Annotated in this window: 26 protein-coding genes and 1 pseudogene; 17 read left to right on the top strand and 10 right to left on the bottom strand. The window is 63.0% G+C overall.

Translation table 11 applies throughout. The features are described 5' to 3' along the window. Positions 1-3 precede the first annotated feature (3 nt). Together motB and BFD71_RS19275 are read left to right on the top strand one after the other, a co-directional pair. Positions 4-942 carry a flagellar motor protein MotB gene (gene motB, locus BFD71_RS19280; RefSeq protein WP_069265887.1) on the top strand — a complete coding sequence of 313 codons (939 nt, stop codon included), beginning with the start codon at positions 4-6 and terminating at the stop codon, positions 940-942. A 222-nt stretch (positions 943-1,164) separates the two neighbouring features. Continuing rightward, positions 1,165-1,623, top strand: a complete 459-nt coding sequence (locus tag BFD71_RS19275) for a PRC-barrel domain-containing protein (RefSeq protein WP_256094804.1) — start codon at positions 1,165-1,167, stop codon at positions 1,621-1,623. A gap of 77 nt (positions 1,624-1,700) precedes the next feature. Here the strand turns inward: BFD71_RS19275 and BFD71_RS19270 are convergent, their stop codons facing one another. Then, positions 1,701-2,057, bottom strand: coding sequence for a hypothetical protein (locus tag BFD71_RS19270; RefSeq protein ID WP_141710727.1), 357 nt, complete (start codon positions 2,055-2,057; stop codon positions 1,701-1,703). A 166-nt stretch (positions 2,058-2,223) separates the two neighbouring features. On the opposite strand from BFD71_RS19270, the gene BFD71_RS19265 reads away from it, so the two are divergent. The 3 genes from BFD71_RS19265 to BFD71_RS19255 all read left to right on the top strand — a co-directional run bounded on the left by BFD71_RS19265 (position 2,224) and on the right by BFD71_RS19255 (position 5,430). Next, positions 2,224-3,075 carry an intradiol ring-cleavage dioxygenase gene (locus tag BFD71_RS19265; protein WP_069265885.1) on the top strand — a complete coding sequence of 284 codons (852 nt, stop codon included), beginning with the start codon at positions 2,224-2,226 and terminating at the stop codon, positions 3,073-3,075. Between the two features lie 330 nt (positions 3,076-3,405). After that, positions 3,406-3,675, top strand: coding sequence for a hypothetical protein (locus tag BFD71_RS19260; protein WP_069265884.1), 270 nt, complete (start codon positions 3,406-3,408; stop codon positions 3,673-3,675). Positions 3,676-3,882: 207 nt separating this feature from the next. Continuing rightward, a complete protein-coding gene (locus BFD71_RS19255) occupies positions 3,883-5,430 on the top strand; it encodes a methyl-accepting chemotaxis protein (protein WP_069265883.1) in 1,548 nt (515 codons plus the stop codon). A gap of 12 nt (positions 5,431-5,442) precedes the next feature. Here BFD71_RS19255 and BFD71_RS19250 read toward each other — a convergent pair whose 3' ends face one another. The 6 genes and pseudogenes from BFD71_RS19250 to BFD71_RS19225 all read right to left on the bottom strand — a co-directional run bounded on the left by BFD71_RS19250 (position 5,443) and on the right by BFD71_RS19225 (position 9,737). Beyond that, the gene (locus BFD71_RS19250; protein WP_069265882.1) at positions 5,443-5,742 is read right to left on the bottom strand and encodes a hypothetical protein; all 300 of its coding nucleotides are present in this window, start codon (positions 5,740-5,742) and stop codon (positions 5,443-5,445) included. Positions 5,743-5,902: 160 nt separating this feature from the next. Beyond that, the gene (locus BFD71_RS19245) at positions 5,903-6,931 is read right to left on the bottom strand and encodes a helix-turn-helix domain-containing protein (protein ID WP_069265881.1); all 1,029 of its coding nucleotides are present in this window, start codon (positions 6,929-6,931) and stop codon (positions 5,903-5,905) included. Between the two features lie 352 nt (positions 6,932-7,283). Further along, positions 7,284-8,285 carry an NADP-dependent oxidoreductase gene (locus BFD71_RS19240; RefSeq protein ID WP_069265992.1) on the bottom strand — a complete coding sequence of 334 codons (1,002 nt, stop codon included), beginning with the start codon at positions 8,283-8,285 and terminating at the stop codon, positions 7,284-7,286. A gap of 43 nt (positions 8,286-8,328) precedes the next feature. Next, positions 8,329-8,532: pseudogene (locus BFD71_RS42200) on the bottom strand (oxidoreductase); the annotation flags it as partial. Between the two features lie 80 nt (positions 8,533-8,612). Next, positions 8,613-9,221, bottom strand: a complete 609-nt coding sequence (locus BFD71_RS19230) for a TetR/AcrR family transcriptional regulator (RefSeq protein ID WP_069265991.1) — start codon at positions 9,219-9,221, stop codon at positions 8,613-8,615. Positions 9,222-9,317: 96 nt separating this feature from the next. Beyond that, positions 9,318-9,737, bottom strand: a complete 420-nt coding sequence (locus BFD71_RS19225) for a winged helix-turn-helix transcriptional regulator (RefSeq protein WP_069265879.1) — start codon at positions 9,735-9,737, stop codon at positions 9,318-9,320. Positions 9,738-10,013: 276 nt separating this feature from the next. Here BFD71_RS19225 and BFD71_RS19220 point away from each other — a divergent pair, with 276 nt between their 5' ends. Beyond that, positions 10,014-10,886, top strand: a complete 873-nt coding sequence (locus BFD71_RS19220) for an NmrA family NAD(P)-binding protein (protein WP_069265878.1) — start codon at positions 10,014-10,016, stop codon at positions 10,884-10,886. A 79-nt stretch (positions 10,887-10,965) separates the two neighbouring features. Next, positions 10,966-11,337: a DoxX family protein gene (locus BFD71_RS19215; RefSeq protein ID WP_069265877.1), complete on the top strand. Its 372-nt coding sequence runs from the start codon at positions 10,966-10,968 to the stop codon at positions 11,335-11,337. Between the two features lie 70 nt (positions 11,338-11,407). Here BFD71_RS19215 and BFD71_RS19210 read toward each other — a convergent pair whose 3' ends face one another. After that, the gene (locus tag BFD71_RS19210; protein WP_083245336.1) at positions 11,408-12,508 is read right to left on the bottom strand and encodes a YeiH family protein; all 1,101 of its coding nucleotides are present in this window, start codon (positions 12,506-12,508) and stop codon (positions 11,408-11,410) included. 294 nt (positions 12,509-12,802) lie between these two features. Here BFD71_RS19210 and BFD71_RS19205 point away from each other — a divergent pair, with 294 nt between their 5' ends. After that, positions 12,803-13,783, top strand: coding sequence for a LysR family transcriptional regulator (locus tag BFD71_RS19205; protein ID WP_069265876.1), 981 nt, complete (start codon positions 12,803-12,805; stop codon positions 13,781-13,783). Here the strand turns inward: BFD71_RS19205 and BFD71_RS19200 are convergent. After that, a complete protein-coding gene (locus BFD71_RS19200) occupies positions 13,760-14,677 on the bottom strand; it encodes a LysR family transcriptional regulator (RefSeq protein ID WP_069265875.1) in 918 nt (305 codons plus the stop codon). The two genes, BFD71_RS19205 and BFD71_RS19200, sit on opposite strands and share 24 nt — an antisense overlap. Positions 14,678-14,805: 128 nt before the next feature. Between BFD71_RS19200 and BFD71_RS19195 the strand changes: the two genes are divergently transcribed. From BFD71_RS19195 to BFD71_RS19165, 7 genes are all read left to right on the top strand, one after another. Beyond that, the gene (locus BFD71_RS19195) at positions 14,806-15,600 is read left to right on the top strand and encodes an SDR family oxidoreductase (RefSeq protein ID WP_218108663.1); all 795 of its coding nucleotides are present in this window, start codon (positions 14,806-14,808) and stop codon (positions 15,598-15,600) included. Positions 15,601-15,718: 118 nt separating this feature from the next. Beyond that, positions 15,719-16,621 (top strand): LysR substrate-binding domain-containing protein, encoded by a 903-nt coding sequence (locus tag BFD71_RS19190; RefSeq protein ID WP_069265874.1) that lies wholly within the window; start codon positions 15,719-15,721, stop codon positions 16,619-16,621. A gap of 164 nt (positions 16,622-16,785) precedes the next feature. Then, the gene (locus tag BFD71_RS19185; RefSeq protein ID WP_069265873.1) at positions 16,786-18,018 is read left to right on the top strand and encodes an aminotransferase-like domain-containing protein; all 1,233 of its coding nucleotides are present in this window, start codon (positions 16,786-16,788) and stop codon (positions 18,016-18,018) included. Then, a complete protein-coding gene (locus tag BFD71_RS19180; RefSeq protein WP_069265872.1) occupies positions 18,015-18,239 on the top strand; it encodes a DUF3311 domain-containing protein in 225 nt (74 codons plus the stop codon). The genes BFD71_RS19185 and BFD71_RS19180 overlap by 4 nt, the downstream gene beginning before the upstream one ends. Beyond that, positions 18,236-19,759: a monocarboxylate uptake permease MctP gene (gene mctP, locus BFD71_RS19175; protein ID WP_069265871.1), complete on the top strand. Its 1,524-nt coding sequence runs from the start codon at positions 18,236-18,238 to the stop codon at positions 19,757-19,759. The genes BFD71_RS19180 and mctP overlap by 4 nt, the downstream gene beginning before the upstream one ends. Continuing rightward, a complete protein-coding gene (locus BFD71_RS19170; protein ID WP_141710726.1) occupies positions 19,743-20,432 on the top strand; it encodes a class I SAM-dependent methyltransferase in 690 nt (229 codons plus the stop codon). The genes mctP and BFD71_RS19170 overlap by 17 nt, the downstream gene beginning before the upstream one ends. Positions 20,433-20,456: 24 nt before the next feature. Next, the gene (locus tag BFD71_RS19165; protein WP_069265870.1) at positions 20,457-21,323 is read left to right on the top strand and encodes an MBL fold metallo-hydrolase; all 867 of its coding nucleotides are present in this window, start codon (positions 20,457-20,459) and stop codon (positions 21,321-21,323) included. A gap of 471 nt (positions 21,324-21,794) precedes the next feature. On the opposite strand, the gene BFD71_RS19160 is transcribed toward BFD71_RS19165, so the two are convergent. Further along, positions 21,795-22,550 carry a DeoR/GlpR family DNA-binding transcription regulator gene (locus BFD71_RS19160; RefSeq protein WP_069265869.1) on the bottom strand — a complete coding sequence of 252 codons (756 nt, stop codon included), beginning with the start codon at positions 22,548-22,550 and terminating at the stop codon, positions 21,795-21,797. Between the two features lie 103 nt (positions 22,551-22,653). Here BFD71_RS19160 and BFD71_RS19155 point away from each other — a divergent pair, with 103 nt between their 5' ends. Together BFD71_RS19155 and BFD71_RS19150 are read left to right on the top strand one after the other, a co-directional pair. Next, the gene (locus tag BFD71_RS19155; protein ID WP_069265987.1) at positions 22,654-23,241 is read left to right on the top strand and encodes an NUDIX domain-containing protein; all 588 of its coding nucleotides are present in this window, start codon (positions 22,654-22,656) and stop codon (positions 23,239-23,241) included. Between the two features lie 34 nt (positions 23,242-23,275). Continuing rightward, on the top strand, positions 23,276-23,572 hold the full coding sequence (locus BFD71_RS19150) for a YciI family protein (protein WP_069265868.1): 297 nt from the start codon (positions 23,276-23,278) through the stop codon (positions 23,570-23,572). Positions 23,573-23,586: the final 14 nt, after the last annotated feature.

Raw genomic sequence — 23,586 nt, 5'->3', positions numbered from 1 at the left:
GAGATGGCCGAACGTACTCCAGGCTCGCGCGCCGCGCGCGACACCGAGAGCAGCAAGACCACGCTGGTGGTGCGCCGCGTGAAGAAAGGCGGCCACGAGGGTCACCATGGCGGCGCATGGAAGATCGCCTATGCCGACTTCGTGACCGCGATGATGGCGTTTTTCCTCTTGATGTGGCTGCTTGGCTCGACGTCGCAGTACGACCGCGACGGCATCGAGAAGTATTTCAACACGCCGCTTTCGGCCATGCTCGGCAGCAAGCCCGACGCCGCGAACCCCAACCCGAGCGTGGTGCAAGGCGGCGGCCGTGACCTGTCGAGCAAGACGCCGGCCGTGGGCGGCTCGAACGCGCAGCCCACGCTGTCGCACGCCGTACCCGTGGAAGCGGTCGACAGGTCGCGCCTTTCGCAGCTCAAGGAAAAACTCTCGGCGCTCATCGAGCGCAGGCCGGATCTGCGCGCGTACCGCGACCAGATCCGCATGTCGATCACGGACGAAGGCCTGCGCATCGAGCTGGTCGATTCGCTCAAACGCCCCATGTTCGCGACCGGCAGCGCCAGGCTCGAGGACTACGCGTACGAGATCCTCGTGCAGATCGGCGGCGCGCTGAACGACGTGGACAGCGGCGTGTCGATCGCGGGGCACACCGACTCGGTGCCCTACTCGGGCGGCCTCGCCGGCTACTCGAACTGGGAGCTTTCGAGCGAGCGCGCCAACGCCGCGCGCCGCGCGCTGGTGGCCGGCCACCTGAGCGAGGAGAAACTGCTCCAGGTACGCGGCCTCGCGGACGTCCTGCCGCTCGACCACGACACGGCGGACAGCCCGCTGAACCGGCGCATCAGCATTCTGGTGATGAACAAGGCCGCCGAACGCGCGTTCTTCGAGCAGGCCAAACGCTACGACGTGGACACCCCGCAAAAGGCGGCCACGCCGGCTTCGTAAGGCATCGACGGCGCGTCCCGCAGTGGGTCTCCAGACAGGCAGGAACGCCCCCGATGCGCCTCGCGCCGGCGCATCGAATCGAGGGGCGGGACCGCGGTACGCCGCTTGCTGTATCTCGCGACAGGCGGCCAGAACCGCCGCGGCATCGCCTGCCGCCTGATACGGGAATCGTCGGGAGTCTGGCCGGACTCAACATTGTTCCCTTCATATCTGGAGACCAGCATGCCCACCTTCATTCCTCCGCCCATGCCAACCGGCAATGGCGTGCGCATCGTCGGCAAGGGCCGCGTGAGCGCCGCGGGGCCGGGCCCCGACGTGATGGCCGCCAGCACGCTCGACAGCGACCGCGTGCTGAGCTCGGACGGCCAGGAAGTCGGCAAGATCAAGGAGATCATGCTCGACGTGCAGAGCGGCCGCGTAGCCTACGTGGTGATGTCGAGCGGCGGCTTTCTCGGCATCGGCGACAAGCTGCTCGCCATCCCCTGGAGCGCGCTCATGCTCGACACGAGCCGCAAGTGCTTCCTGCTCAACGTCTCGTCCGAGCGCGTGAAGGAAGCGCCGGGCTTCGACCGGGACAGCTGGCCCTCCATGGCCGACGCGAGCTGGGGCAGCACGCTGCACGCGTACTACGGCGCCGAGCCTTACTGGGCCGCGGTCGAGCCGGTGACGCCGCGTCACTGAGCGTAGTCGTCCAGCACACGGCTCCGAGCGGGTAAGCTGGCGTTCGGAGCCGCGCATCGCATCGAGCGCGCCGGCGTTCAGCGCGGCGTGGTCCCGGTGTTCGCGGCGATTGGCGGTGCCTCGCGGGGCTCGGCCGCCTCCAGCGCCCACGTGTTCACCGTGCGCCGCATCGGGCAGGCAATCACCGTGGCCACGCGGCTCGCCTGCGACGCCTCCGGCACGCTCCAGCCGTCCTCCGCCAGCGCCCGCGCGCGCTGCCTGAACGCGATCTGCAAGGCATCCGACTTCACCGACACCTCGTTCTGCCAAGTCGCCGGGACGCGAACCGGCCGGATGCGCCGCAGCACGGCATGGTCCTCCTCGAAAATGCGCAGATTGCGAGCGCGAAAGCGTCCATCGAACAGCGGATTGCACAGGAAACTGCGGCCCATCATGAAGGGGGCACGGCTGATCGAATCGGCTCATTGGGCCAGATTTTGGTTCCCGATGGCGACAGGCGCACAATACGCGCTGTTACAGCACGACGTCGATGTCACTGCGATCAGAGAACACGAGGCAACACCAGGTAACGCCTGGCAACCCTACAGGTAACCCCGAACCATGACCCAGTTCTTCAGCGAAGCCGCCTCCGCCGAGGCCGTCAATGCGCGTATCGGCGAAAACGCCGACGAGCGTCTGCGCGAGGTGATGAGCGCGCTCGTGCGCCATCTGCACGCATTCGCGAAAGAAGTGCAGCTCACGCAGCCGGAATGGGAAACCGCCATCGACTTCCTCACTACGGCGGGCCAGCTCTGCAGCGCCGAGCGCCAGGAGTTCATCCTGCTCTCGGACACACTAGGGTTTTCCATGCTCGTGGACGCCATCAACAACCGCCGCCCGGACGCAGCCACCGAAAACACCGTGTTCGGCCCGTTCCACGTGGCCGGCGCGCCGGAGCACGAGATGGGCGCGTGCATCACCGCCGACGGCAAGGGCGAGCGCTGCCTGTTCGAAGGCCGAGTGCTCGATCTCGAAGGCCGTCCGGTGGAGGGCGCGCGCATCGACGTGTGGTCCGACAACGCCGACGGCTACTACGACGTGCAGCAGCCCGGCGTGCAGCCCAGGTGGAACAACCGCGGCATCTTCACGACCGGCGCGGACGGCGCCTATCGCTTCGTCGGCATCAAGCCGGTCTCGTACCCGATCCCGCACGACGGCCCGGTGGGCAAGATGCTCGCAAACCTCGGCCGCCACCCGTACCGTCCCGCGCACATGCATTTCCTCATCACCGCGCCGGGCTTCCAGAAGGTCGTCACGCATACCTTCGTGGGCGACGATCCCTACCTGCAGTCGGACGCTGTGTTCGGCGTGAAAGCATCGCTCGTCGCGCCGTACGAGCGGGTGGCAGACAGCGCCACGCCCTGGCGCTCCACGTTCGACTTCGTGCTCATGCCGCTCGCGGCGCCCGCCTGATCCGGCAATGCGGCGAACTGGACGCGATATCGCGCCTTGCTCGCCGCATTGTCCGCCGCTCCCGGGTCATAGACTGGTCTCGCAGTCGAACGAACAACCGGGAACACCTTTGGGGGCGGCGATGCGGGTCACGAACTGGATTCTGGTGCTGGAATGCGCGTATATGGAGTTTTCCAGCTGGCGCGGTAAAAACGTGTATCGCCGTACCGTGGCGTACGACAGCGTGGTGTGGTGCTAACCCCTTCCGCAACCCTCTAGCCATCGACGCAACGGCATTCCTCTACTACAGTCGAAGACTTTACCGTCATCACTGCTGGAGAGGATTCGAATATGCTGTTCCCCACCGTTGCCACCGCCGCCCTGCTGATCGTCGTGTATGTCCACGCGAACATTCCGCGCTTCACCGAGCGCGGCCCGAAGCGCCTCATCGCCCACGCCACGCTGTTGCTGGCCGGCCTGTGCTTCGGCGTGGTCGGCGCGATGATGTCCGGCACGATCGCGCCGCCGTGGGCGGTGATTGCGTGTGGCATGGGCGTCGTGCATTTGCCGGCGCTCTGCGTGCTCGTGCTCAAGCGCCTGAGGCATTCGGGGCGCAGCTAAAATGCCGTGCCCAGGCGCCTCACTGGCTTGCAATTTTCCCCGATTGACTGGGGAAAACCACCATTGCGCAAGAGGTCCAGCGGGCTCCCGCGCCGACCTTCAGTTCCCTCGCCCAGCGCCGTAAACATGTTCAGTGCTTTGCCGTCTCACGCGCAAAGCACGATCGTTTTTCTGCTACGTAGCCCCTCGCGTTCTGGAGCCCTCTTCGTGTTTGCACGACTCTCTATCTCTGTCCGTCTGCGCATCGCGGTCGGAGTGCTGGCCTTGCTGATCGTGGCAGCCGGCGTTTCCGGCCTTGCGGGCATGTCGCGCACCAATACGGCGCTCGGCTATGCCTATTCGAACCAGTTGGTCGCCGCCATCAACATCGGCAAGGCCAACCTGAATCTGACGATCGCGCGCACGACGCTCGACCGCATCCTCCTGCACCCCGACGCGCCCGACATTCAGCCGTTGCTCGACAAGGCGCAGAACTATGTCGACACCTCGAACAAGGCCTGGGAGGTCTACCGCTCGCTGCCGCACGCTCCCGAAGAGCAGGCACTCGCCGACGGCGTTCAAGCCGCCCTCACCGGCATGCTGGAGCAAGGCATCCAGCCGCTCATGGCCGCGATCAAGCAAGGCGACCGCCAGGCTCAGGATGACATCGCGATGAAGCAGATTCCGCCGCTCTCGGTCGCGCTCACCAAGGCCTCGACCGCGCTCGAGGCATGGCAGAAGGCGCACGGCGAGCAGGCGTTCGACCGCGCGCAGGACCGCTATTCATGGCTGCGGGCCGGCAGCATCGCGCTGATCGTGCTCGGACTCGCGGTGGCGGGCGTATGCGCCGCGGGACTGCACCGTGCGATCGCCGCGCCGCTCGAGAACGTGCAGGGCGCGCTCCAGCGCATCGCGGACGGCGACCTGACCGCCAACCTCGAAACGCGTTCCAGCGACGAAATGGGCCGCCTCGTGGCGAGCCTCAAGGCCATGCAGGACGCGCTCGCGCACACGGTGCGCAAGGTCAGCCACAGCTCCGAGTCCATTTCCACGGCGACGCGGCAGATCGCCGCCGGCAACGACGACCTCTCGCAGCGCACCGAAGAACAGGCGGCCTCGCTGCAGGAAACGGCCGCGAGCATGGAGCAGCTCACCGCCACGGTCAAGCAGAACGCCGAAAACGCGCGCACCGCGCAGACGCTCGCCAACAGCGCGCAGGAAGTCGCCGATCGCGGCTCGCAAGTCGTGAGCAACGCTGTGCAGACGATGGAGCGCATCGACGGCAGCTCGCAGAAGATTGCCGATATCACCGGCATCATCGAAGGCATTGCTTTCCAGACCAATATCCTCGCGCTCAACGCGGCGGTGGAAGCCGCGCGCGCGGGCGAACAGGGCCGCGGCTTCGCCGTGGTCGCGAGCGAGGTGCGCTCGCTTGCACAGCGTTCGGCGGCGGCCGCCAAAGAGATCAAGACGCTGATCGCCGAATCGGTCGAGCACGTGTCGTCGGGTTCGGAATATGTGCGCTCGGCCGGCGAGACGATGAACGAGATCGGCGAGTCCATTGGCCGCGTGACGACCATCATGCACGAGATCGCGAACGCGTCCGAAGAGCAGCGCGACGGCATCGAGCAAGTGAATCTCGCGGTCTCGCAGATGGACCAGGTCTCACAGCAGAACGCGGCGCTCGTGGAAGAAGCGGCCGCGGCCGCGATGGCGCTCAGCGAGCAGGCCGACTCGCTGCGCGACGCCGTTGGGGCGTTCAGGCTCGCGCACTGAGCCGTTTGCGGCTCAGCTTGCGCAGGCCAACGCGGGCATCCGGCGGGACGCGTCGAAGTCCCGGGCCTTCATGGCAGCCGCAGCGCAGCCACGCTTGTCCAGCCGCTCGGCCAGCAGCCAGCTAAACACGTCCAGCGCGGTCCTGCCGTGCGTCGCAATGAATTCGCGCATCACTTCCTGCACGGCACCTTCCTGTGTCGCCGTCGACAGCATGCTGGAAATATGCGACGCGCCACGCGCGAGTTCGAGCGAATATGCCGCTTCGTAGTAGTACAGGCCGCCTTGACGCGGCTTTTTGTGGGCCTTTTTCATGTTTCCCCCGTTTGCCCGTATCTGGCAGGCGCCTGCATCTTTGCAGGCGGCGCATGACGCGGCAATGAATCGGCAGTGCCTGGGGCCAAATCTGTCGCTATGTCTCAAATACTTGTTGTTTTGTCTCACATGCGGCTTGCACGACCCACGTGTTTCATGCTCAACGCATCAAGGCCATCCAGTAGCGCCAGTCGTCCGCCCCGGACTCTTTCGCCAGTTCGGTCTCGCCATTGAGCGCCAGCATGCGTACCGCGCGCGGCGAGAGACCAATCGAACGGCGAAACGCGCGCGTGAAATTCGCGGCGTCGGTGAATCCGTGTGCGGCGGCAATGTCGGCAATCGACATGCCGCGTCGCGCCGGGTCGGCGAGCATCTCGCGGCAGCGCCGCAAGCGGCGCTCGCGCACATAAGTCGCGAAACCGCCCTCCTGTTCGAATAGCCGGTAAAGCGTGGCGCGCGACATGTCGAATGCACGCGTTACGAATTCCGCGTTCAGTTGCGGATCGGTCAGGCGCTTCTCCACATAGCGGCAGATCGATACGAACACACATTCCTGAACAGCCGGCCAGTGTTCCGGGCTCACGCTCGCGTTGAGCGCGCTGGCCGCAAGTTGAAGCGTGGCGGGCATGACGGCCTGGGCGTGGGTGAGCGTCAACTGCGGGGCATGTCGGTAAAGCGCACCCAGATGCTCGCGCAGCAGCGCGACCGTGGGATCGGTGCCGCGAATCACACGCATGCTCTGCTGGTCGGGAGCAGTCAGCAAAGGGGCGAGCAAGCGCCGCGGCACCGCCAGGTTAAGGAATTCGCTCTGCGTGGTGTCGGTCGCGAGCGGTTGGGCCGCGTCCACGATGAACATGTCGCCCGGCTGCGTACACGCTTCCGGGCCGCCGTCGCGCGCCCGGCAGTGGCCACCTAGATAGAACTGCAGAACATATTGATCGTGACCGTCACGGCCGATCTTCGCGTTCGAGCGGTCGTAGCGCTGCGCGCCCGTGCGTATCGAGCCCAGCACCACGTCGCCGACCAGATAGCCGCTCACGCTGGTGCCGAATCCCGCGTCGCGCGATTCTGCGGTCTGCGTGTCGAAAATCACGCTCACTGCCTCGCGCCACGCGGAAAACTGCTGGTCGCGAGGCAGCACGCTGGTATCGAACGTGGAATGAGGCAGGGAATTCGGCGTTGGGCTCATAGGCCACCTTGGTATGCGTAATGACTACGGGATGGGCAACCTCCACTCGACTACTGGGCTATCGGTTGCGCGCGCAAATTCTTTAGAGCAGGCGGCGCAAGGAAAAACGAGTAAGGGGAATCCGCCTTGCTGCGCGCTGGACGGGCGGCCATTCGATGCCCCGGAAAGGCTGAAATGCACAACGCGCGGCGCCGTCTTCGACAAAGAGGAGGAAGGTCCGATGAGCCCGCTTCATTGCATCGGCTACCCGTGCTGCTGCGGACTGTTACAAGGTGTATTCAAGTTCACGAAGTGAATACCGCCCCAGCAAGGGCCGTTGCCTCTGCCAGGAAGCCAACACAGATCCCTCCTTTTATCGAATCTTGATAACGACCTTACCCTTAGCACGTCCGGTTTCAACATAAGCCAAAGCCTCTCGCGTTGACTCGAACGGGAATATACGATCGATCACAGGCTTTATCGCAGCAGAGTCGAAGAGCCCGGCTATCTGGGTTAGCTGATCTCCGTCGGCACGCATAAAGAGGAATGAATAGTCGACATTCCGACGTCTTGCCGCCTTTCGGATGCGATAGCTTAGAAGGTGCATCGCCGCTCTCAGGAACCAGGCGGCACCCATCTGCCTGGCAAATTCAGGATCGGGCGGACCGGCGATTCCGATCAGCTTGCCACCCGACTTGAGCACTTGCAATGATTTTTCGAGGGTCTTTCCGCCCTGCGTATCCAGCACTACGTCATAGTCTTTCAATACAGCGGCAAAGTCGTCCTTCCTGTAATCGATAACGATGTCCGCACCGAGCTGCTTCATCAATCCCGCATTCGCGGCGCTCGCTGTCGTCGCGACGGTTGCGCCCAGATGCTTCGCCAGCTGAATGGCGAAGGTGCCGACACCGCCCGAGCCAGCGTGTATGAGCACCTTCTGCCCTTTCTTCAGTTGTGCTCGTTCGACCAGCGCCTGCCACGCAGTCAGGCCCACCAACGGGATAGAAGCCGCTTCTTCCATACTCAGCGCTTTGGGCTTGAGCGCCACGGCGTCTTCCGTGATCGCGATGAATTCCGCGAAAGTGCCGATCCGGTCTTTGGGCGGTCGCGCATACACCTCATCGCCCGGTTTCAATCGCCTCACGTGTGATCCGACGCGGACAATGGTCCCAGCGAGGTCGTTGCCCAGAATCAGCGGCAAGCGGTAGGGCAAAATAAGCTTGAACTCTCCGTCCCTGATCTTCGAATCAAGCGGGTTCACGCCAGCGGCGTGAATCTGGATGAGTACGTCGTCCTCACGCAGTTCCGGATCCGGCCTTTCGCCGGCTCGTATGCCATTCTCGCGTCCATATCGATCGACGACGAATGCCTTCATCATGGTTCGTTGTTCCTTGCCAGTTTCTTGTTGCGTGAATCATCTACGCTGTGAGCCGCAGGTCCTTGCGAATGCCGGCGTCCACCAGGCCCACAGGGGCAAATCTGCGTAGCAATCGGAGACGGCCGGCGAGTCCGCCCGCCGCATAGCGGAGTTTCGGGCGCGCCGCGAGAGCGGCCCGCAATACGGTTTCGGCCACAACCTCAGGACCGTCAGCGCTTTCGACTACCTCCTTCACTCGCCGATCGTGCGCGCCTGATCGTTGGATCAAAAATATGATAGACATCATATTTATGATCCAACGAAAGCCGATACCGGGCACACGGATTACTCATCAGCGGGTGCGAATTTATTCACTGCGGCTTCGAGAAGACTATCCGACAGTTTGGGGTCGTCGACGGCGCGCGCCAGCACCATGGTGCCGACCATGGTAGCAACAGTCAGAAGTGCCTGCTCATGCGCGCCCGGCTGCCCCCAGTCGGGCAATTGGCGCGCGACGACATCGATCATCTCCTTGATGCGGCGGGTGGCCGCGCGACGCACGACTGGCGCCTGACGCGGCATCTCCGAGCCAAGGGCAGAGACCGGGCAGCCCGTTTCTATGGCGTCACGGTGCTCCTTCGACAGATAGGCGCGCACCATCGACGGCAATGCCTGCTCCTGCGGCACGGAGGCGGCGATTTGCTCCGACAATGCCACGGCCTCGGCACCGGCGCGGTCGGCCGCTTCCGCAAGCAGCACTTCCCGCGATGGAAAGTGCGCGTAGAAGCCGCCATGTGTCAGGCCAGCCTCTTTCATGATGTCGGCCACTCCCGTCCCGTCGTAGCCACTGCGTCGAATCGCGCGGGCGGCAACCTCGACGATGCGCTCGTGCGTGATTTCCTTGCGGCTGGCCGGTTTTCGATTGGATGATGGTTTCTGCATGATGGTCATCATATACCACTTCAGCGCAATTTGCTGCACGAAGCAATCTCGGTTGGGATCACCCGAACGTTCGTTCTGGCACCGACGACCTCGCATCGGCTCGAGCATCTAGCGCGGGACGTCACCGGATGCGCCGTCAAAGCGCACGCGCGCGGCATGGATGTCCGGATAACGACGATCGGCCCAATCGATGAGGGCCGCCATCGGGTCCAACAGGGACTGGCCTAGCGGAGCCAGACGATATTCCACGCTTGGTGGGCTGGTGGGAAAAACATGGCGGGTGATGAGTCCGTCGCGCTCCAGATCGCGCAGTGTCTGGGTAAGCATGCGCTTGGAAATGTCAGGGATGGCCCGGTGAAGCTCACTGAAGCGCCGCGATCGCGTCGCGAGCTCCATGATCATGAGCATGCTCCATTTGTCGCCGATGCGGTCGAGCACGTCGCGAATCGCGCAGTGTGCAGGCTGGGCGGCGCCCAGTTCACGTTGATAACGGCTGAATCTCTCGATCGCCTTCTGGACAGTGCTCATTCGGGTTCCCCTAAACTCCTCTGGTAACAAAAAACTGCCTCCTTCCGGCGCGAGGCATTGGTCTCTATGATAGACCTACCCTCAAACAAAGACTGCTCCACAGGGAGCTCGAATGTCGAACCCTGTTCCCGGCCGCCTTCCGTAGCTGACTCCGGCGGGCATCTGGGCCGGCGCGTTGAGTCGAAGGCGGAAGCCGAAGATTCCACCATTACCGCATCCAGCAGTAGCCGCAGAAGTGTTGGCATTTAAGGGCAATTTTAACTTCAGGAGAACTACATGATTTTGGTAATGGGCATTACCGGACGCGTAGGTGGCGCAACGGCCCAACATCTATTGGCGCAAGGCCGGCAAGTACGGGCGCTGGTCCGCAATCGCGAGAAGGCGGCGAATTGGGCGGATCGAGGCGTGGAACTCGTCGACGGCGACTGGAATGATGCGGCCACCGTGGAGAGGGCGCTCGATGGAGTCGACGGCGCATTTGTCATGTTGCCGGCTGTCTGGGCACCCTCGCCTGATTTCAGGGAAGCAAAGGGCGTGATCGCGAACTATGTCGAGGCGCTGACCAGAGGAGCGCCGCCGCGGGTGGTCGTGCTCTCGTCGATGGGGGCGAACAGAACCAGCGGGCTGGGAATGATCACGGCCCTGTCGCTTCTCGAGCAAGGACTACGCGATCTGACGTTGCCGATCGCCTATGTGCGAGCCGGCGGGTTTTTCGAAAACTTCCTTTACGGCCTGCACGTCGCCCAGAGCGGCACGCTACCTGTCTACTACAACCCGACGAGTCGGAAGTCGACCATGGTCGCGACCGACGATATCGGCGCCGAAGTGGCGGCGCTGCTGACCGGGCAGCCGTGGTCCGGGCATCGCGTCGTCGAGCTTGGCTCGATGGTCAGCGCGGACGAAGTCGCGGCCCAACTGGGCGAAATCTTGCAGCGCGACGTCAAGGCCCTTTCCATCCCGCGTGCCGGCTGGCCAGCAGCGTTCGAACAGTTCGGCGTCCCGAGGGGACAGACCGGGCCCGCCGAAGCGATGTTCGATGCCGTCAACGCGGGCTGGATGGATCTCGGCGTCGCGGGTACGGAACATATCGCGGGCACGACGTCTCCTCGCGATGTCTTTGCGGCGGCCTACAAGGCCAATACGGCATGAACAACGGAGACCGGCCGTCTCGTCGAACGGGCGGCCGCACTAGTCCTCGGCTGTGCACCCAACAGAGAAGGTAGAACGAATGTCCAAGATTTCCTGGCGCCAGGTATTACCTTTGGTTCTTGCCGCTTTTTTCGTCGTCGGATCGCTCAGCAACATCGTCGCCCCGCGATCCATCTTTGAGGAGTACCTGAAGTGGGGATATCCGCACTGGTTCCATTTCGTAACCGGTTCGCTGGAACTCATGACTGCCCTTCTGCTCGCGCGACCACGGACGCGGCTGTGGGGCTCGGCGCTCGGCTGCACCGTAATGTTGGCCGCGCTGGCAACCGTCGCAGTGCACGGCGAATACGGACACGGGGTGGCGCCGCTTGTCGCGGCGACACTATCGATTGTTGTGGGCTGGATTGCCTGGCGCGAGCGGCTCACTACCGGTTCTTTGGCTCGGGCCTAAACCAGCAGGAGCAGGAGGATTCGCTCGAAGCTTCCCACATGACGTCTATCTGAGGCGTTTAACGGCAACATCACTCAATGCGCATTAGGTGGATCAGAACCAGACTCATCGCCGCCAACACCAGTATCGAAAGAATCACCGCCGACGTGACGCGCGGACCTGCCTTTGCGACGGTACGCAGATCGGTACCTACACCCAAAGCAGCCATTGAAACAACCGTGAGCGCGCTGCCTAGCTCGCTCGCCGGCTGCAAAAGCGGCATGGGAATCATCCCCGTCGCTCGAGCCGCGCACAGGAGAACGAAGCCGACGATAAACCATGGCACCAGCTTCGTCAGACGAACCTTGCCGGGCAGCATCGTCGTACGGTCGCCCGGCTCCGGCGTACCTGGGTTCGCAGCACGTACAGGCAGAAGCGTGGACAGGAGCAGCATCACCGGTCCGAGCATGAGCACACGCACCAGTTTAACCAGCGTGCCAATATGCACACTGACGGGTGAAACAGGTATGGTCGCTGCAAGCACCTGTGGCACCGCATAGACGGTCATACCTGCCAATGTCCCATACTGCACGGCGTTCAGATGAAGAGCCGCAGATAGCAGCGGCAAGCCAAGCACTACCGCAACGCCAAGCACCGCGGTGAAGGCGATCGATGCAGTGACATCGTCGCGGCTGGCGCCGATCACGGGCGCAACCGCTGCGATGGCTGAATTTCCGCAGATCGAATTTCCGCACGCGATCAGGACCGCCATGCGCCGTGGCAACTTCAGTGCGCGTCCTGTTCCGTAACTCGCCAGGATGGCCGCGATGACGATCACAACGATGCCCGACAGCAGCTTGAGGCCGGTCGCCTGCAATGCGGCGGCGCTAAATGATACGCCGAGCAGCACGACGGAGATTTCCAGCAAGGCTTTGGCGCTAAACGTAATCCCGCTTGTCCAACGCTCACCCGGCGTCCATATCATACGGACCAGCGCGCCAACGAGGATCGCGAGCACGAGCGATTCAAGCCACACATGATCAAATAGACGCGCTTGCAGCGTTTGCAGCAGCCATGCGATCAGGCATACGCCGGCACAGAGCGCAACACCGGGAATCAGTCCAATAAGGTAACAGGGCCCAACCGCATACTTGCTACGGGATGTTCGGCGATTCGGCGAAAGAGACGACATTTCGACACCAGTCGGTTAAACGGAGTGACTAGGCTATGCGTCGTTCGGTGTCGTGAAAAATACAAAATAGGCAGCTGTTGCCTGACTTTGAGTTATGCCACCTCATTTCCAGGTTCTGGCAGCCCCCTGCAGGCTGATCACGGCGATCGTTTCCCACAGGAAACGGTGTTGCACTTGCGGCATCCTTTAATGGCGGATGAAACGGCGCTACCATCGTGGCCGTCTCGTGGGAAATCGTGGGTGCCCGGATTTCGGACCATGAATCGGCCACGGCGATTCTCGCGGGCCTTGCCAATGAATTTCACTCATCTGTTTGCTTTCTATGAAGTTGCGCGCGCCGGCAGCTTGAGCGGTGGCGCCTTGCGTCTGCGGATAAGCCAGCCCGCCGTTAGCCGCGAAGTCAAGGAACTGGAAGATCGCCTGGGTGTCCTACTGTTCGACAGGCTGCCCCGAGGCGTGGCGCTCACCTATGCGGGAAAACTGCTATTCGACTACGCGGAACGGATATTCACCCTCGCCGAGGCGGCCCGATCCGAATTGAAGGAAATCGCAGGTCTTGACTCAGGGCACCTTCAAATAGGCGCGAGCGCAACACTAGGTGTCTACCTCGTGCCGAAGATGATCGCCACGTTCACGACGCGCTATCCAAAGATCAGCATCGAACTCACTGTGACCAATACACAGGAGGTCGTGCGCGGCCTCGGTAACGGCAACTACACGCTCGGTTTCATCGAGGGTCCATACGACGAAGCACGCCTGCACGCGCAATATGTTGGCTCCGACGAAATCGTACTCGCAGCCGCGCCGGGGTTGCGTCAAAGCAACGGGCAACTACTGTTGGCGCGCAATCTTGCAGAACGGAGAGTGATCCTGCGCGAACCGGGTTCGGGTACGCGCGCGGTAGTCGAGTCCGCGTATCAGCGCGCCGGGTTCGAGATGGTACCTTCCATGTCGGTGAGCGATACGGAGGCCATCAAGCGCATGCTTGTTTCGCAACCGAGCATGGCCTACCTGTCCTCCCTCAGTATCGAGACGGAAATCGCCCGTGGCGAAATCCGCACCCTGGAGGTGGCTGACATGCGAATAGAACGCGCGCTGAATCTGGTCTGGCTCAAGAGGCGTTCGCTTTCACCATGCGCTCGGGCCTTCTTCGAACTAGCCCTTGAGCATACCGCGCATGCGGGCGGTCCTTTTCCCATCGCTGGGGGTCACGTTTGCGACGCTCCGGCAATGCAAAGCGACCAAGCCCGGCTAGCCCCCCGCGGCCATCCCTGACTTGGCTATGCGTGCGACTCGACCGCCCTCCCCGATTTGAAACTGTTGAACGATCATATCGACGACGACACGCACGCGTGCCGTCCGGTGAAAATCGGCATGCATGCCGAGCCAGACATCGTAGGCACTTTCCACATCGGGCAGCACGCGCACAAGATCGGGAATGGCATCACCAATATAGGTCGGCAATTCTCCGATGCCCAGCGCGCCTTGCAAGGAGGCGACGAGCGCGAGAATCGAGTTCACCTGTACGCCCGGCACCCGCAGGCTGGTTCTCAACGCTTGCAGCGGCGGGAACCAGCGGATCCCGTCGCCCGCGACAAGCGCGACGAACTCGTGCGCAACGAGATCGCCAATATCACGCGGCGTCGGGAAGTTCGCAAGGTACGCCGGACTCGCGTACAGCGCGGTCGTCAGACCGGGAAGACGACGCACGATAGCTGACGCCTGCTGCGGTCGTACGTTGCGCGCGACGATATCGTTCTCGCGTTGTGCGAGCCGGGAAAACGCTGAAGCGATATCCACCTCGATGCGAATCTCCGGGTACTTGCGACGCACCGATGCAATGGCCGGTATGACATACCCGGTGCCCAGCACATCCGACGTGCCAACACGGACCACACCGCGCGGCGACATATCTGCACCACCCGCGCGCCGCTCGAGTTCCAGCGCACTGCGCTCCATCTGCGTCGCGACGTCGACCAGTGCTTCGGCCGTGTCTGTCGGCAAATAGCCGCGGGGCGTGCGCAGAAACAGCCTGGCCTTCAGTTCATGCTCCAGCGCGGCCAGTTGACGGCTGACCGTAGGCGGATTGCTGTTCAATTCGCGCGAAGCGCCGGCAAGCGTCCGATGCCGATAGACGGCAATGAAAAACCGCAATCTGTTCCAGTCCATAGGTTCATTTCATCAGACGAACACGTCGACCGGTCGTTTCAAGAATGGAATCCAGCATTACCGAATCGACCGTTTATGCAAGTATCGCCGGAAACTAGACTGACCGTGTTCTCGTAACGAAGAGGGAGATGATGGATCTGAAACTGTCGGGAAAAACGGCGCTCCTGCTCGGCGCGTCACGCGGGCTCGGACTGGCGAGCGCAATCGAACTGGGACGCGAGGGGGCGAACGTGATGATCGCTTCGTCGAACGGCGGCCATCATGCACACGCACTGGCGCAGCTACGCGAAGCGGGCGTGACGAACGCACATGCGATCACAGTGGACGTAAGGCGTCCAGACGACGCATCGCATGCGCTCGCCGATACCGTCGCCCAATTTGGCTCGCTCGATATTCTCGTCAACAACGCCGGAGGTCCACCCTTCGGCTCGTTCGACACGTTTGACGACGCCGCGTGGCAAGAGGCGTTCGAGCTCAGCTTCTTGAGCATCGCGCGCTTCACACGCCTGGCGCTGCCGCATCTGCGCCGCTCCGGCGAGGGCCGCGTGATCAATATCGTCAGCTTTTCGGTGCGGCACGCAATGCAGGGATCGATTCTGTCGACGAGCATGCGCCTGGGCGTAGTCGGCCTCGCCAAGCTGCTGTCACGCGAGGCGAACGGCAATGGCATCACCGTCAACAACGTGGCACCGGGACTGATACTGACCGACCGCATCCGCGAGTCGTCGCTCAAGCAGAAACTCGCGGACGGCAGAAGCGAACAACAGGGCCTCGCGGAACTGGCCGCGGAAGTCCCCTTGCGGCGCCTCGGTCGTCCGGAGGAACTCGGCGCGCTGGTCGCGTTTCTGGCCTCTCCCCGTGCGAGCTATATCAACGGCGCAACGATCCAGGTCGACGGTGGCCTAGGCAGCGGCATTCTGTGATTCGCGAGGCCGGCGCGCTTCGGCTCGCGGCGCCGCTTCGTTCACCATTTCGTCAGATGAGAACCGCACTGAAAGCGGTCTAGAATGGATTCATTGTCTCAGTACGGAAACGATCGCCATGATCGACCTCAATGATCTGTATTACTTTTCGGTCGTGGTCGAGAAACGTGGCTTTTCCGCTGCGGCCGATGCAATCGGGATACCCAAGGGCACCCTTAGCAAACGCCTGCAGGCATTGGAGCAGGCGCTGGGACTGCGCCTTGCGAACCGCACGACGCGCAAGTTCTCGCTCACCGAGGCGGGCGTGGACTTCCACGCGCACTGCCTGCGCGTAATGAACGAGGTACGCGATGCCGAGCAGGCCGCACAGGCGCGCCTGACGGAGCCGGTTGGACGCGTGCGCATCACGTGTGCGGCCGGCATCGTCCGGATGGCGCTCGATAGAGTGCTGCCGCCGTTTCTCGCCGTGCATCCGAAAATCGACATCGATCTGCAGACCTCCAGCCGCTATGTCGACATCGTTGAAGAAGGGTATGACATTGCGCTGCGCAGCCATACGGAGCCGCTGCAAAGTTCGTCGCTGATCGCGCGGCCCGTTGGGCAAACGCGCGTAGTGCTCGTCGCGAGCCCCACGCTCTTTGCGAATGGACCGCCCTCCGAGCCGGCTGAGCTGAACGGCGCGGACGGCATGCAGCTGGCGCGTCGCGATACCGGCTGTACCTGGTTGCTGCATGCCTCGGATGGGCGCACCGCGACCGTTTCCTACCACCCGAGGATTCGCTGCAACGACGCGCCGTTCGCGAAGTTCGCGGCCCAGGCGGGGCTAGGCGTCGTCGCCCTACCCTCGCCGATGTGCAAGGCCGAACTCGCAGACGGTCGGCTCGTGCGCGTCCTCCCGGACTGGCACATCCCACGCGGCACGTTAAGTATCGTCTTTCCGTCGCAACGCGGCATGACGCAAGCGATGCGCGCGACCGTCGACTATCTCGCCGAAGCGTTGCCCGCCTTGATGAACGACTGACTCCCTTCGCAAACAGCCTTCATTCGAGCGCATGAAAAAGGGCCCAGGCCCGATTTCGTCCCCGTCCCCATCGTTTCCACGCGGAAACAGTTTTACTCCTCCAGCCGTCTTTTTCATTGTTTCCCTGCTGTCTACGATGACGCTCTTCAAGGAGGAGCAATCAGATGGCAAATACGTTGTCCCGTGCCGAGCGGCGAATCGCTCAACGCGCACGATCGCTGAACAGTTCGGCGATTCGCGAAATTCTCAAGCTCACCGAACGACCCGACATGATCTCGTTCGCGGGCGGCGTTCCGTCGCCCGCCTCGTTTCCGCTCGCCGCACTACGCGATGCATCCGCTCGGGCGACGCATGCTTCCAGTGCCGACATCTTCCAGTACAGCGCGACGGAAGGTTACGCGCCATTGCGCGAATGGATCGCGCGCGCGCACTCGACCAGCCAGCATCCCGTCACGCCGTCCAACGTGCTGATCACGAGCGGCTCCCAGCAGGCGTTCGATCTCATCGGCAAGGTGCTCGTCGATCCGCAAAGCGCGGTGCTCGTGGAGCGGCCGACGTATCTCGGCGCGTTGCAGTCGCTCTCGCTATACGAACCCGAATTCGTGAGCGTGCAGACGGACGACCACGGCATCGTGTCGAAAGCGCTCGAATACATCGAACCCGAGCGCGCCGCGCTGTTGTATCTGCAGCCGAACTTCCAGAATCCCACGGGGACGCGTCTGCCGTTCCAGCGTCGCAGGAAGATCGCGGAAATCGCCCGCCGCACCGGGCTCATCGTCGTCGAGGACGATCCCTATGCCGCGCTTGCGTTCGACGGCGGTCAGTTGCCGTCCATCCATTCGATGGCGCCCGACAACGTCATTTACCTGGGTTCGTTTTCAAAGGCCCTCGCACCCGGATTGCGGGTCGGCTACATGATCGTGCCGGGCGCGCTGCAGCAAAAGTTCGTCCAGGTCAAGCAGGCGGCCGATCTGCATAGCTCGACGCTTTCGCAGCACATCGTCTACGAGACCGTGCGCGACGGATTGCTCGAATCTCACGTACCGCGACTTGCCAGTTTCTATCATCAGCAATGCGAAGCAATGCTATCCGCACTCGACAGGCATATGCCCGAAGGCGTGCGCTGGAACGTGCCCGAAGGCGGCATGTTCCTCTGGCTCGCGCTGCCGCCCGACATCGACAGCGCGGCACTGCTCGAAGACGCGCTTGCCGTCAATGTCGCATTCGTCCCCGGCGCGCCGTTCTTTGCACGCGATCCGCTCCACCACTTTCTGCGCCTGTCCTTCGCGACCGTATCGCCGCAGCAGATCGACCGCGGCATCGAACGGCTGGCGGCGCTCATCAACGCGCACTCGCGTGCGTTCACCCCCGTTTTCGACCTGGAACTCGACCGATGACATCCCGGCTGACTCTGCTGTTGCTTGCCTCGCCCATTGTTGCCGCGCTTAGCGTGCCGTTCTACAACCGCATGACGCCCACGCTCGACGGCTGGCCATTCTTCTACTGGTGGCAAACGGGCTGCGTTCTCGCGGGCGCGCTGCTGACGGGTGCAGCTTACCTGCTCGACGCGAGCGCCGTGCGCAAGTCCGCAGCGCGATCGCAAGAAGGTGCCGCATGAACGTAATGTCGATAGGTATCTTCATCGCACTTTTTGCACTGGTGAGCGTGCTGGGGATGGCGGCGGCGCGATGGCGGCGCAGCGATCTCAGCGCCATTCACGAATGGGGACTCGCCGGTCGGCGCTTCGGCACCGTCATGAGCTGGTTCCTGATCGGCGGCGACCTTTACACCGCGTACACCTTCGTCGCCGTGCCGGCGCTTGTCTTCGCTGCGGGCGCGACGGGGTTCTTCGCGGTGCCGTACACCATCATCACGTTTCCTCTCGGCTTTCTCGTCTTGCCGCGCCTGTGGCGCGTTGCGCGCAAGCATGGCCACGTGACCCTCGCCGACTACATCGAACAGCGCTTTGGCAGCCGCCCCCTTGCGCTCGCGATCGCGTTGACAGGCATTCTCGCGACCATGCCGTATATTGCGTTGCAACTGGTGGGCATTCGGGTCACGCTCGGCGCGCTCGGCCTTCCGACGCATGGCTGGCTCGGCGAAACGCCGCTTTTCGTCGCGTTCGGCGTACTCGCGGTCTATACGTGGTCGAGCGGATTACGCGCGCCGGCAATGATCGCTGTCGTCAAGGACTTGCTGATCTACGCGACGATCATCGGGGCACTGATCGTGATCCCGGCGCGGCTTGGCGGCTTCGGTCACATGTTCGCGGCGTTGCCGCCAGCGAAGCTGCTGCTGAAAGCGCCGGACGCCACGAGCCTCAACGCGTACTCGTCGTATGCAACACTCGCGCTCGGCTCGGCACTTGCGTTGCTGCTCTATCCGCATTCGATGACGGCAACACTCTCCGCATCATCCGATCGCGTGATCCGACGCAACATGGCCTTGCTGCCTGCGTATTCGCTGCTGCTCGCCTTCGTCGCACTGCTTGGTGTGATGGCGCTCTCGGCGGGTGTCGGCGCGATGCCCGAGTACGCGGATCAGTTCCGGCAATACGGCCCGAACTTCGCAGTGTTCGCACTTTTCCTGCACTACTTCCCTTCGTGGTTCGTCGGCGTCGCGTTCGCGGCGATCGGCATTGGCGCGCTGGTGCCCGCCGCGATCATGTCGATTGCCGCGGCCAATCTGTTCACGCGCAACGTGTGGCGGCCGTATTTCGCGCCGTATTGCAGCGCGGCGCGCGAGACCCGGGTAGCAAAGCAGGTCTCGCTGTTCGTCAAGTTCGGGGCGCTGGGTTTCGTGCTGTTCATGCCCGTTCAGTTTGCCATTCAGTTGCAGTTGCTCGGCGGCGTCTGGATCACGCAGACCTTGCCTGCCGTCGTGCTGGGTCTCTTCGTGCCCGCCGTGCGCGCGCGCAGTCTGATGGCGGGCTGGATATCCGGTCTGGGCACCGGCACGTGGATGGTGGCCGTGAATGGCTTCAAGACCGCTACTTACACGATTCATGTCGGCGCGTTCGCGATGCCGGTCTATGCCGCTGTGATCGCGTTGCTTGCCAACCTTGTCATCGTCCTCGCGTCGTCGGTCCTTTTCACGAAACCGCAGGAAGAAGGAGTCGAAGGTGACCTCCAGAACTGATAGCACCAACGCTGCGCTCGCGGGCATCGACATCGATACCTTGATGTCGCACCTCGCGTGCCCCACGGCCGAGACCGGCCTCGCGGTCGGCGACATGATGGAGCGCGTCAACGCCGCGTTGATCGATGCAGCGTTCACCAGACTCGATCCGCAGGCGGACGAACGCATCGTCGAGATCGGGCCAGGCAACGGCGGCCATATCCTGTCCGTGCTGACGCGTGCGCCACGGCTGACGCTCGTGGGCATCGACATATCGCCGACGATGACGTCTGCGGCTCGCGAACGCAACGCCATGTTGCTGGCGCGCGGACGCGTCGCGCTGACGACGGCGGACGTCGCCAGCATTCCCTACGCAAACGCCTCATTCGACAAGGCCATCGCGATCAACAGCGTCTACTTCTGGCCGGACCTCCTGGCAGCCCTTCGGGAAATCCGCCGTGTGCTGCGCGACGAAGGACAACTGGTGATCGCGGCGATGACACCCGAAGCGGCGCTGTCGATGCCGTTCAGCCGCCACGGTTTTCGCGTTCATGGACCGACCGCTTTTCGCGAAGCCTGCTTCGAAGCCGGCTTCGATCACGTGCAGATCGAACGCTATGTCGATCACGGGTCTGCGGCGCCCGCGCCCGCCGCGCAACGCACGTTCTTTCTCGTGCGCGCTTCGTGCATGTAGTGGATCACGCTTCAGGAGTGTTTTATGTTTCCTCATGTTCAATCGTTTCATGATGCAGTGACGGGCACTGTCAGTCACGTCGTTCATGCGGGCGAGGGTTCGACTTGCGCGGTGATCGACCCGGTACTGGACTACGACACGGCGTCCGGGCGCCCGTCGACCGCGTCACTCGATCGCATCCTCGCGTTTATCGGGGAGCAGCATCTGGTCGTCGGATGGATTCTCGAAACGCATGCGCATGCGGATCATCTATCGGGCGCCGTCGAACTGAAACGGCGCAGGGGCGGCACCATCGCTACGAGCGCGCGTATCGCCGACGTGCGCTCGCTGTTCTCGACGACGTTCGATCTCGCCGACGAGCACGGCTTTGATTGTCTATTCGGACCCGAGGAAGCATTCACGATCGGCACCATGACGGCGCGTGCGATTCCGACACCCGGACACACGCCCGCAGACACGGCCTATTTGATTGGCGATGCGCTGTTCGTCGGCGATACGCTGTTTATGCCCGACCTCGGCACGGCACGCTGCGATTTCCCGGGTGGCGATGCGAAAACGCTCTATGCGTCGGTGCGGCGGCTCCTGGCACTGCCCGAATCGACCCGCGTATTCGTCTGTCACGACTACCCGCCTGCGGGGCGTGACGTACGCTTCGAAACGACGATTGCCGAGCAGCGGCAACACAATATCCATGTGCGCGACGGCATCAGCGAAAGCGAATTCGTTGCGATGCGAACTGCGCGCGATCTCACGCTGAAGGTGCCCGCGCTGCTGTTCCCCGCGATGCAGGTGAATTTGCGCGGCGGACGTCTGCCCGCTTCCGATGACAACGGCCGTCGCTATATGCGGATTCCGATCGACGAGTCCTGTTTCGTGGCGGATCCCTCATGATCAGCGCGCTAAGGTCGCTTCGGCGCGCGGGTCCAGGCCGTGGCAATGCGTTTTGCGCCGCTACGGAAGCTCCGACCGGCGCGTGCATCGACGCAGATGCGCCTCCGCCATCAATGGACGACAGCGCCGCCCCGACCGCGCCGGTCGACTACGAAATCGAACTCATGCGCTACCTGCTGCTTTCGATGGCTGCTGCCTACTGAACACAGCATCGCTGTTCGTTGCCTGGAAACTTCAGCGCCGTGACGCGAGACTCCACCACCTCGCTGCGATGGGTACATCGTCGTCGCGCGCGACGCTTTGGGAATTCTTCGAAATGAGAAAACGTGCAAGATTCAACGCGACTCCCAGTTTGAGCAAGCGCGATGCTGGCTCGTTTGTCATACGCCATTTGCCTGCGATCCTGTTGCTATTGCTTTTGGGCTTGAATGCGTTTGTTCTTGGCATCGTGGGATAGCTGTGATCACGCACTCAGGCGCGCACCACCGTCACGCCGGCCGCTTCGATCGGCTCGATCAGCTTCGCGTCCGCCGAACGCTCGACGACGATGGTCTGCGCCATACCGATTGGACCGATGCAATACGGCGACGCCGCGTTGAGCTTCGCGGCCGACGCCAGGACGACCGTTTCAGCCGCGCGCGCAGCCAGCGCGCGTTTTACATAGGATTCCTCGAAATCGCCCGTGCTCAGCCCGGCTTGCACGTGCACGCCCGTCACGCCCATGAAGTACAGGTCTGCGTGAATGTGCGCGATCGCCTCCACGGCCGCCGCGCCCACGGTGACCACCGAATGCTTGTAGAGCTTCCCGCCGATCAGCACGACTTCGATGGCGGGATGCTCCGCGAGCGCCACCGCGACGCCGGGGCTATGCGTGACGATGGTTGCCTGCAGATCGCGCGGCAGGCACTCGACCAGAAGCGCCGAGGTCGTCCCGCCATCGACGATCGCCACCTGCCCCGGCGCGATCATGTCCGCGGCCTTCTGCGCGATGCGCCGCTTCGCTGCCACCTCCATGCCGCGCCGCTCTGCGATAGGCGCCACCGCCGGCGAAGCCGGGAGCGCGCCGCCGTACACGCGCTGCAACAGGCCCTCGGCGGCCAGCTCGCGCAGGTCGCGCCGCACGGTGTCCTCGGAAACGCCGAATTGCGCGCTCAGTTCGCCGGCGAGCACCTGGCCATCGCGCTTGAGCGCCGCGAGTATCGCTTTCTTTCGTTGATCTGTGAGCATGGGAATGGCGCACACCGGGTTACACGGGATTGCACGAATTTTCTTGATTTTGCACGAAACTGCACGATACCATGAATGGCGAATGCCGACCAAGGGGAACGAGATGACTGCAACGAAAGACCGCGTGCGAATGATCGAAACCACCGTGCTGTCCGACGACTGGTATGTGCTCCGCAAGGTGACCTTCGACTTCCTGCGCAGCAACGGCGCGTGGCAGCGCCAGAGCCGCGAGACCTACGATCGCGGCAACGGCGCGACCATCCTGCTGCACGATCCGCGCAGCGGCAACGTCGTGCTCACGCGGCAATTTCGCATGCCGACGTTCGTCAACGGGCACGACGGCATGATGATCGAAGCCCCGGGCGGCCTGCTCGACGACGCCGCGCCCGACGAGCGCATTCGCGCCGAAGTCGAGGAAGAAACGGGCTACCGCGTGCGCAACCTGCGCAAGGTGTTCGAGGCGTACATGAGCCCGGGCTCCGTGACCGAGAAGCTTTACTTCTACCTGGGCGAATACGACCCCGCCGAGCGGCCCGGCGCGGGCGGCGGAGTCGAAGAGGAAGGCGAGGATCTGGAAGTGGTCGAAGTGCCGCTTGGCGAGGCGCTAAGCATGATCGAGCGCGGCGAGATCGTGGACGGCAAGACGATCATGCTGTTACAACACGCGGCGTTGCGCGGTCTCGCGCGCTAACATACACACTTCGCTCGTTTTTTATCGATTGCCCATGTACATCGTTTCGCTGTTCTATACCGCTTCGCTCGAACGCATCGACGACGCCCTGCCCGCGCATCGTGCGTACCTCGACGCGCAGTTCGAAGCCGGCAATTTCATTGCCGCAGGACCAAAAATGCCGCGCGACGGCGGCGTGATCATCGCCTCGCACATGCCGCGCGAGCGGCTCGATGCGCTGCTCGCCGCCGATCCCTTCGCGCAGCAAGGCGTCGCCCACTACGAAGTGACGGAATTCAAGGCCACGCGCCTCGCGCCCGGCCTCAATCTGCCGCGGCCCGAAACGCCTTGAGTGTTGGCGCGGCG

Source organism: Paraburkholderia nodosa (assembly GCF_001718195.1).
Classification (GTDB): domain Bacteria; phylum Pseudomonadota; class Gammaproteobacteria; order Burkholderiales; family Burkholderiaceae; genus Paraburkholderia; species Paraburkholderia nodosa_A.
The sequence above is the reverse complement of the archived record's forward strand: the minus strand, read 5'-3'. Positions and strand labels throughout refer to the sequence as shown.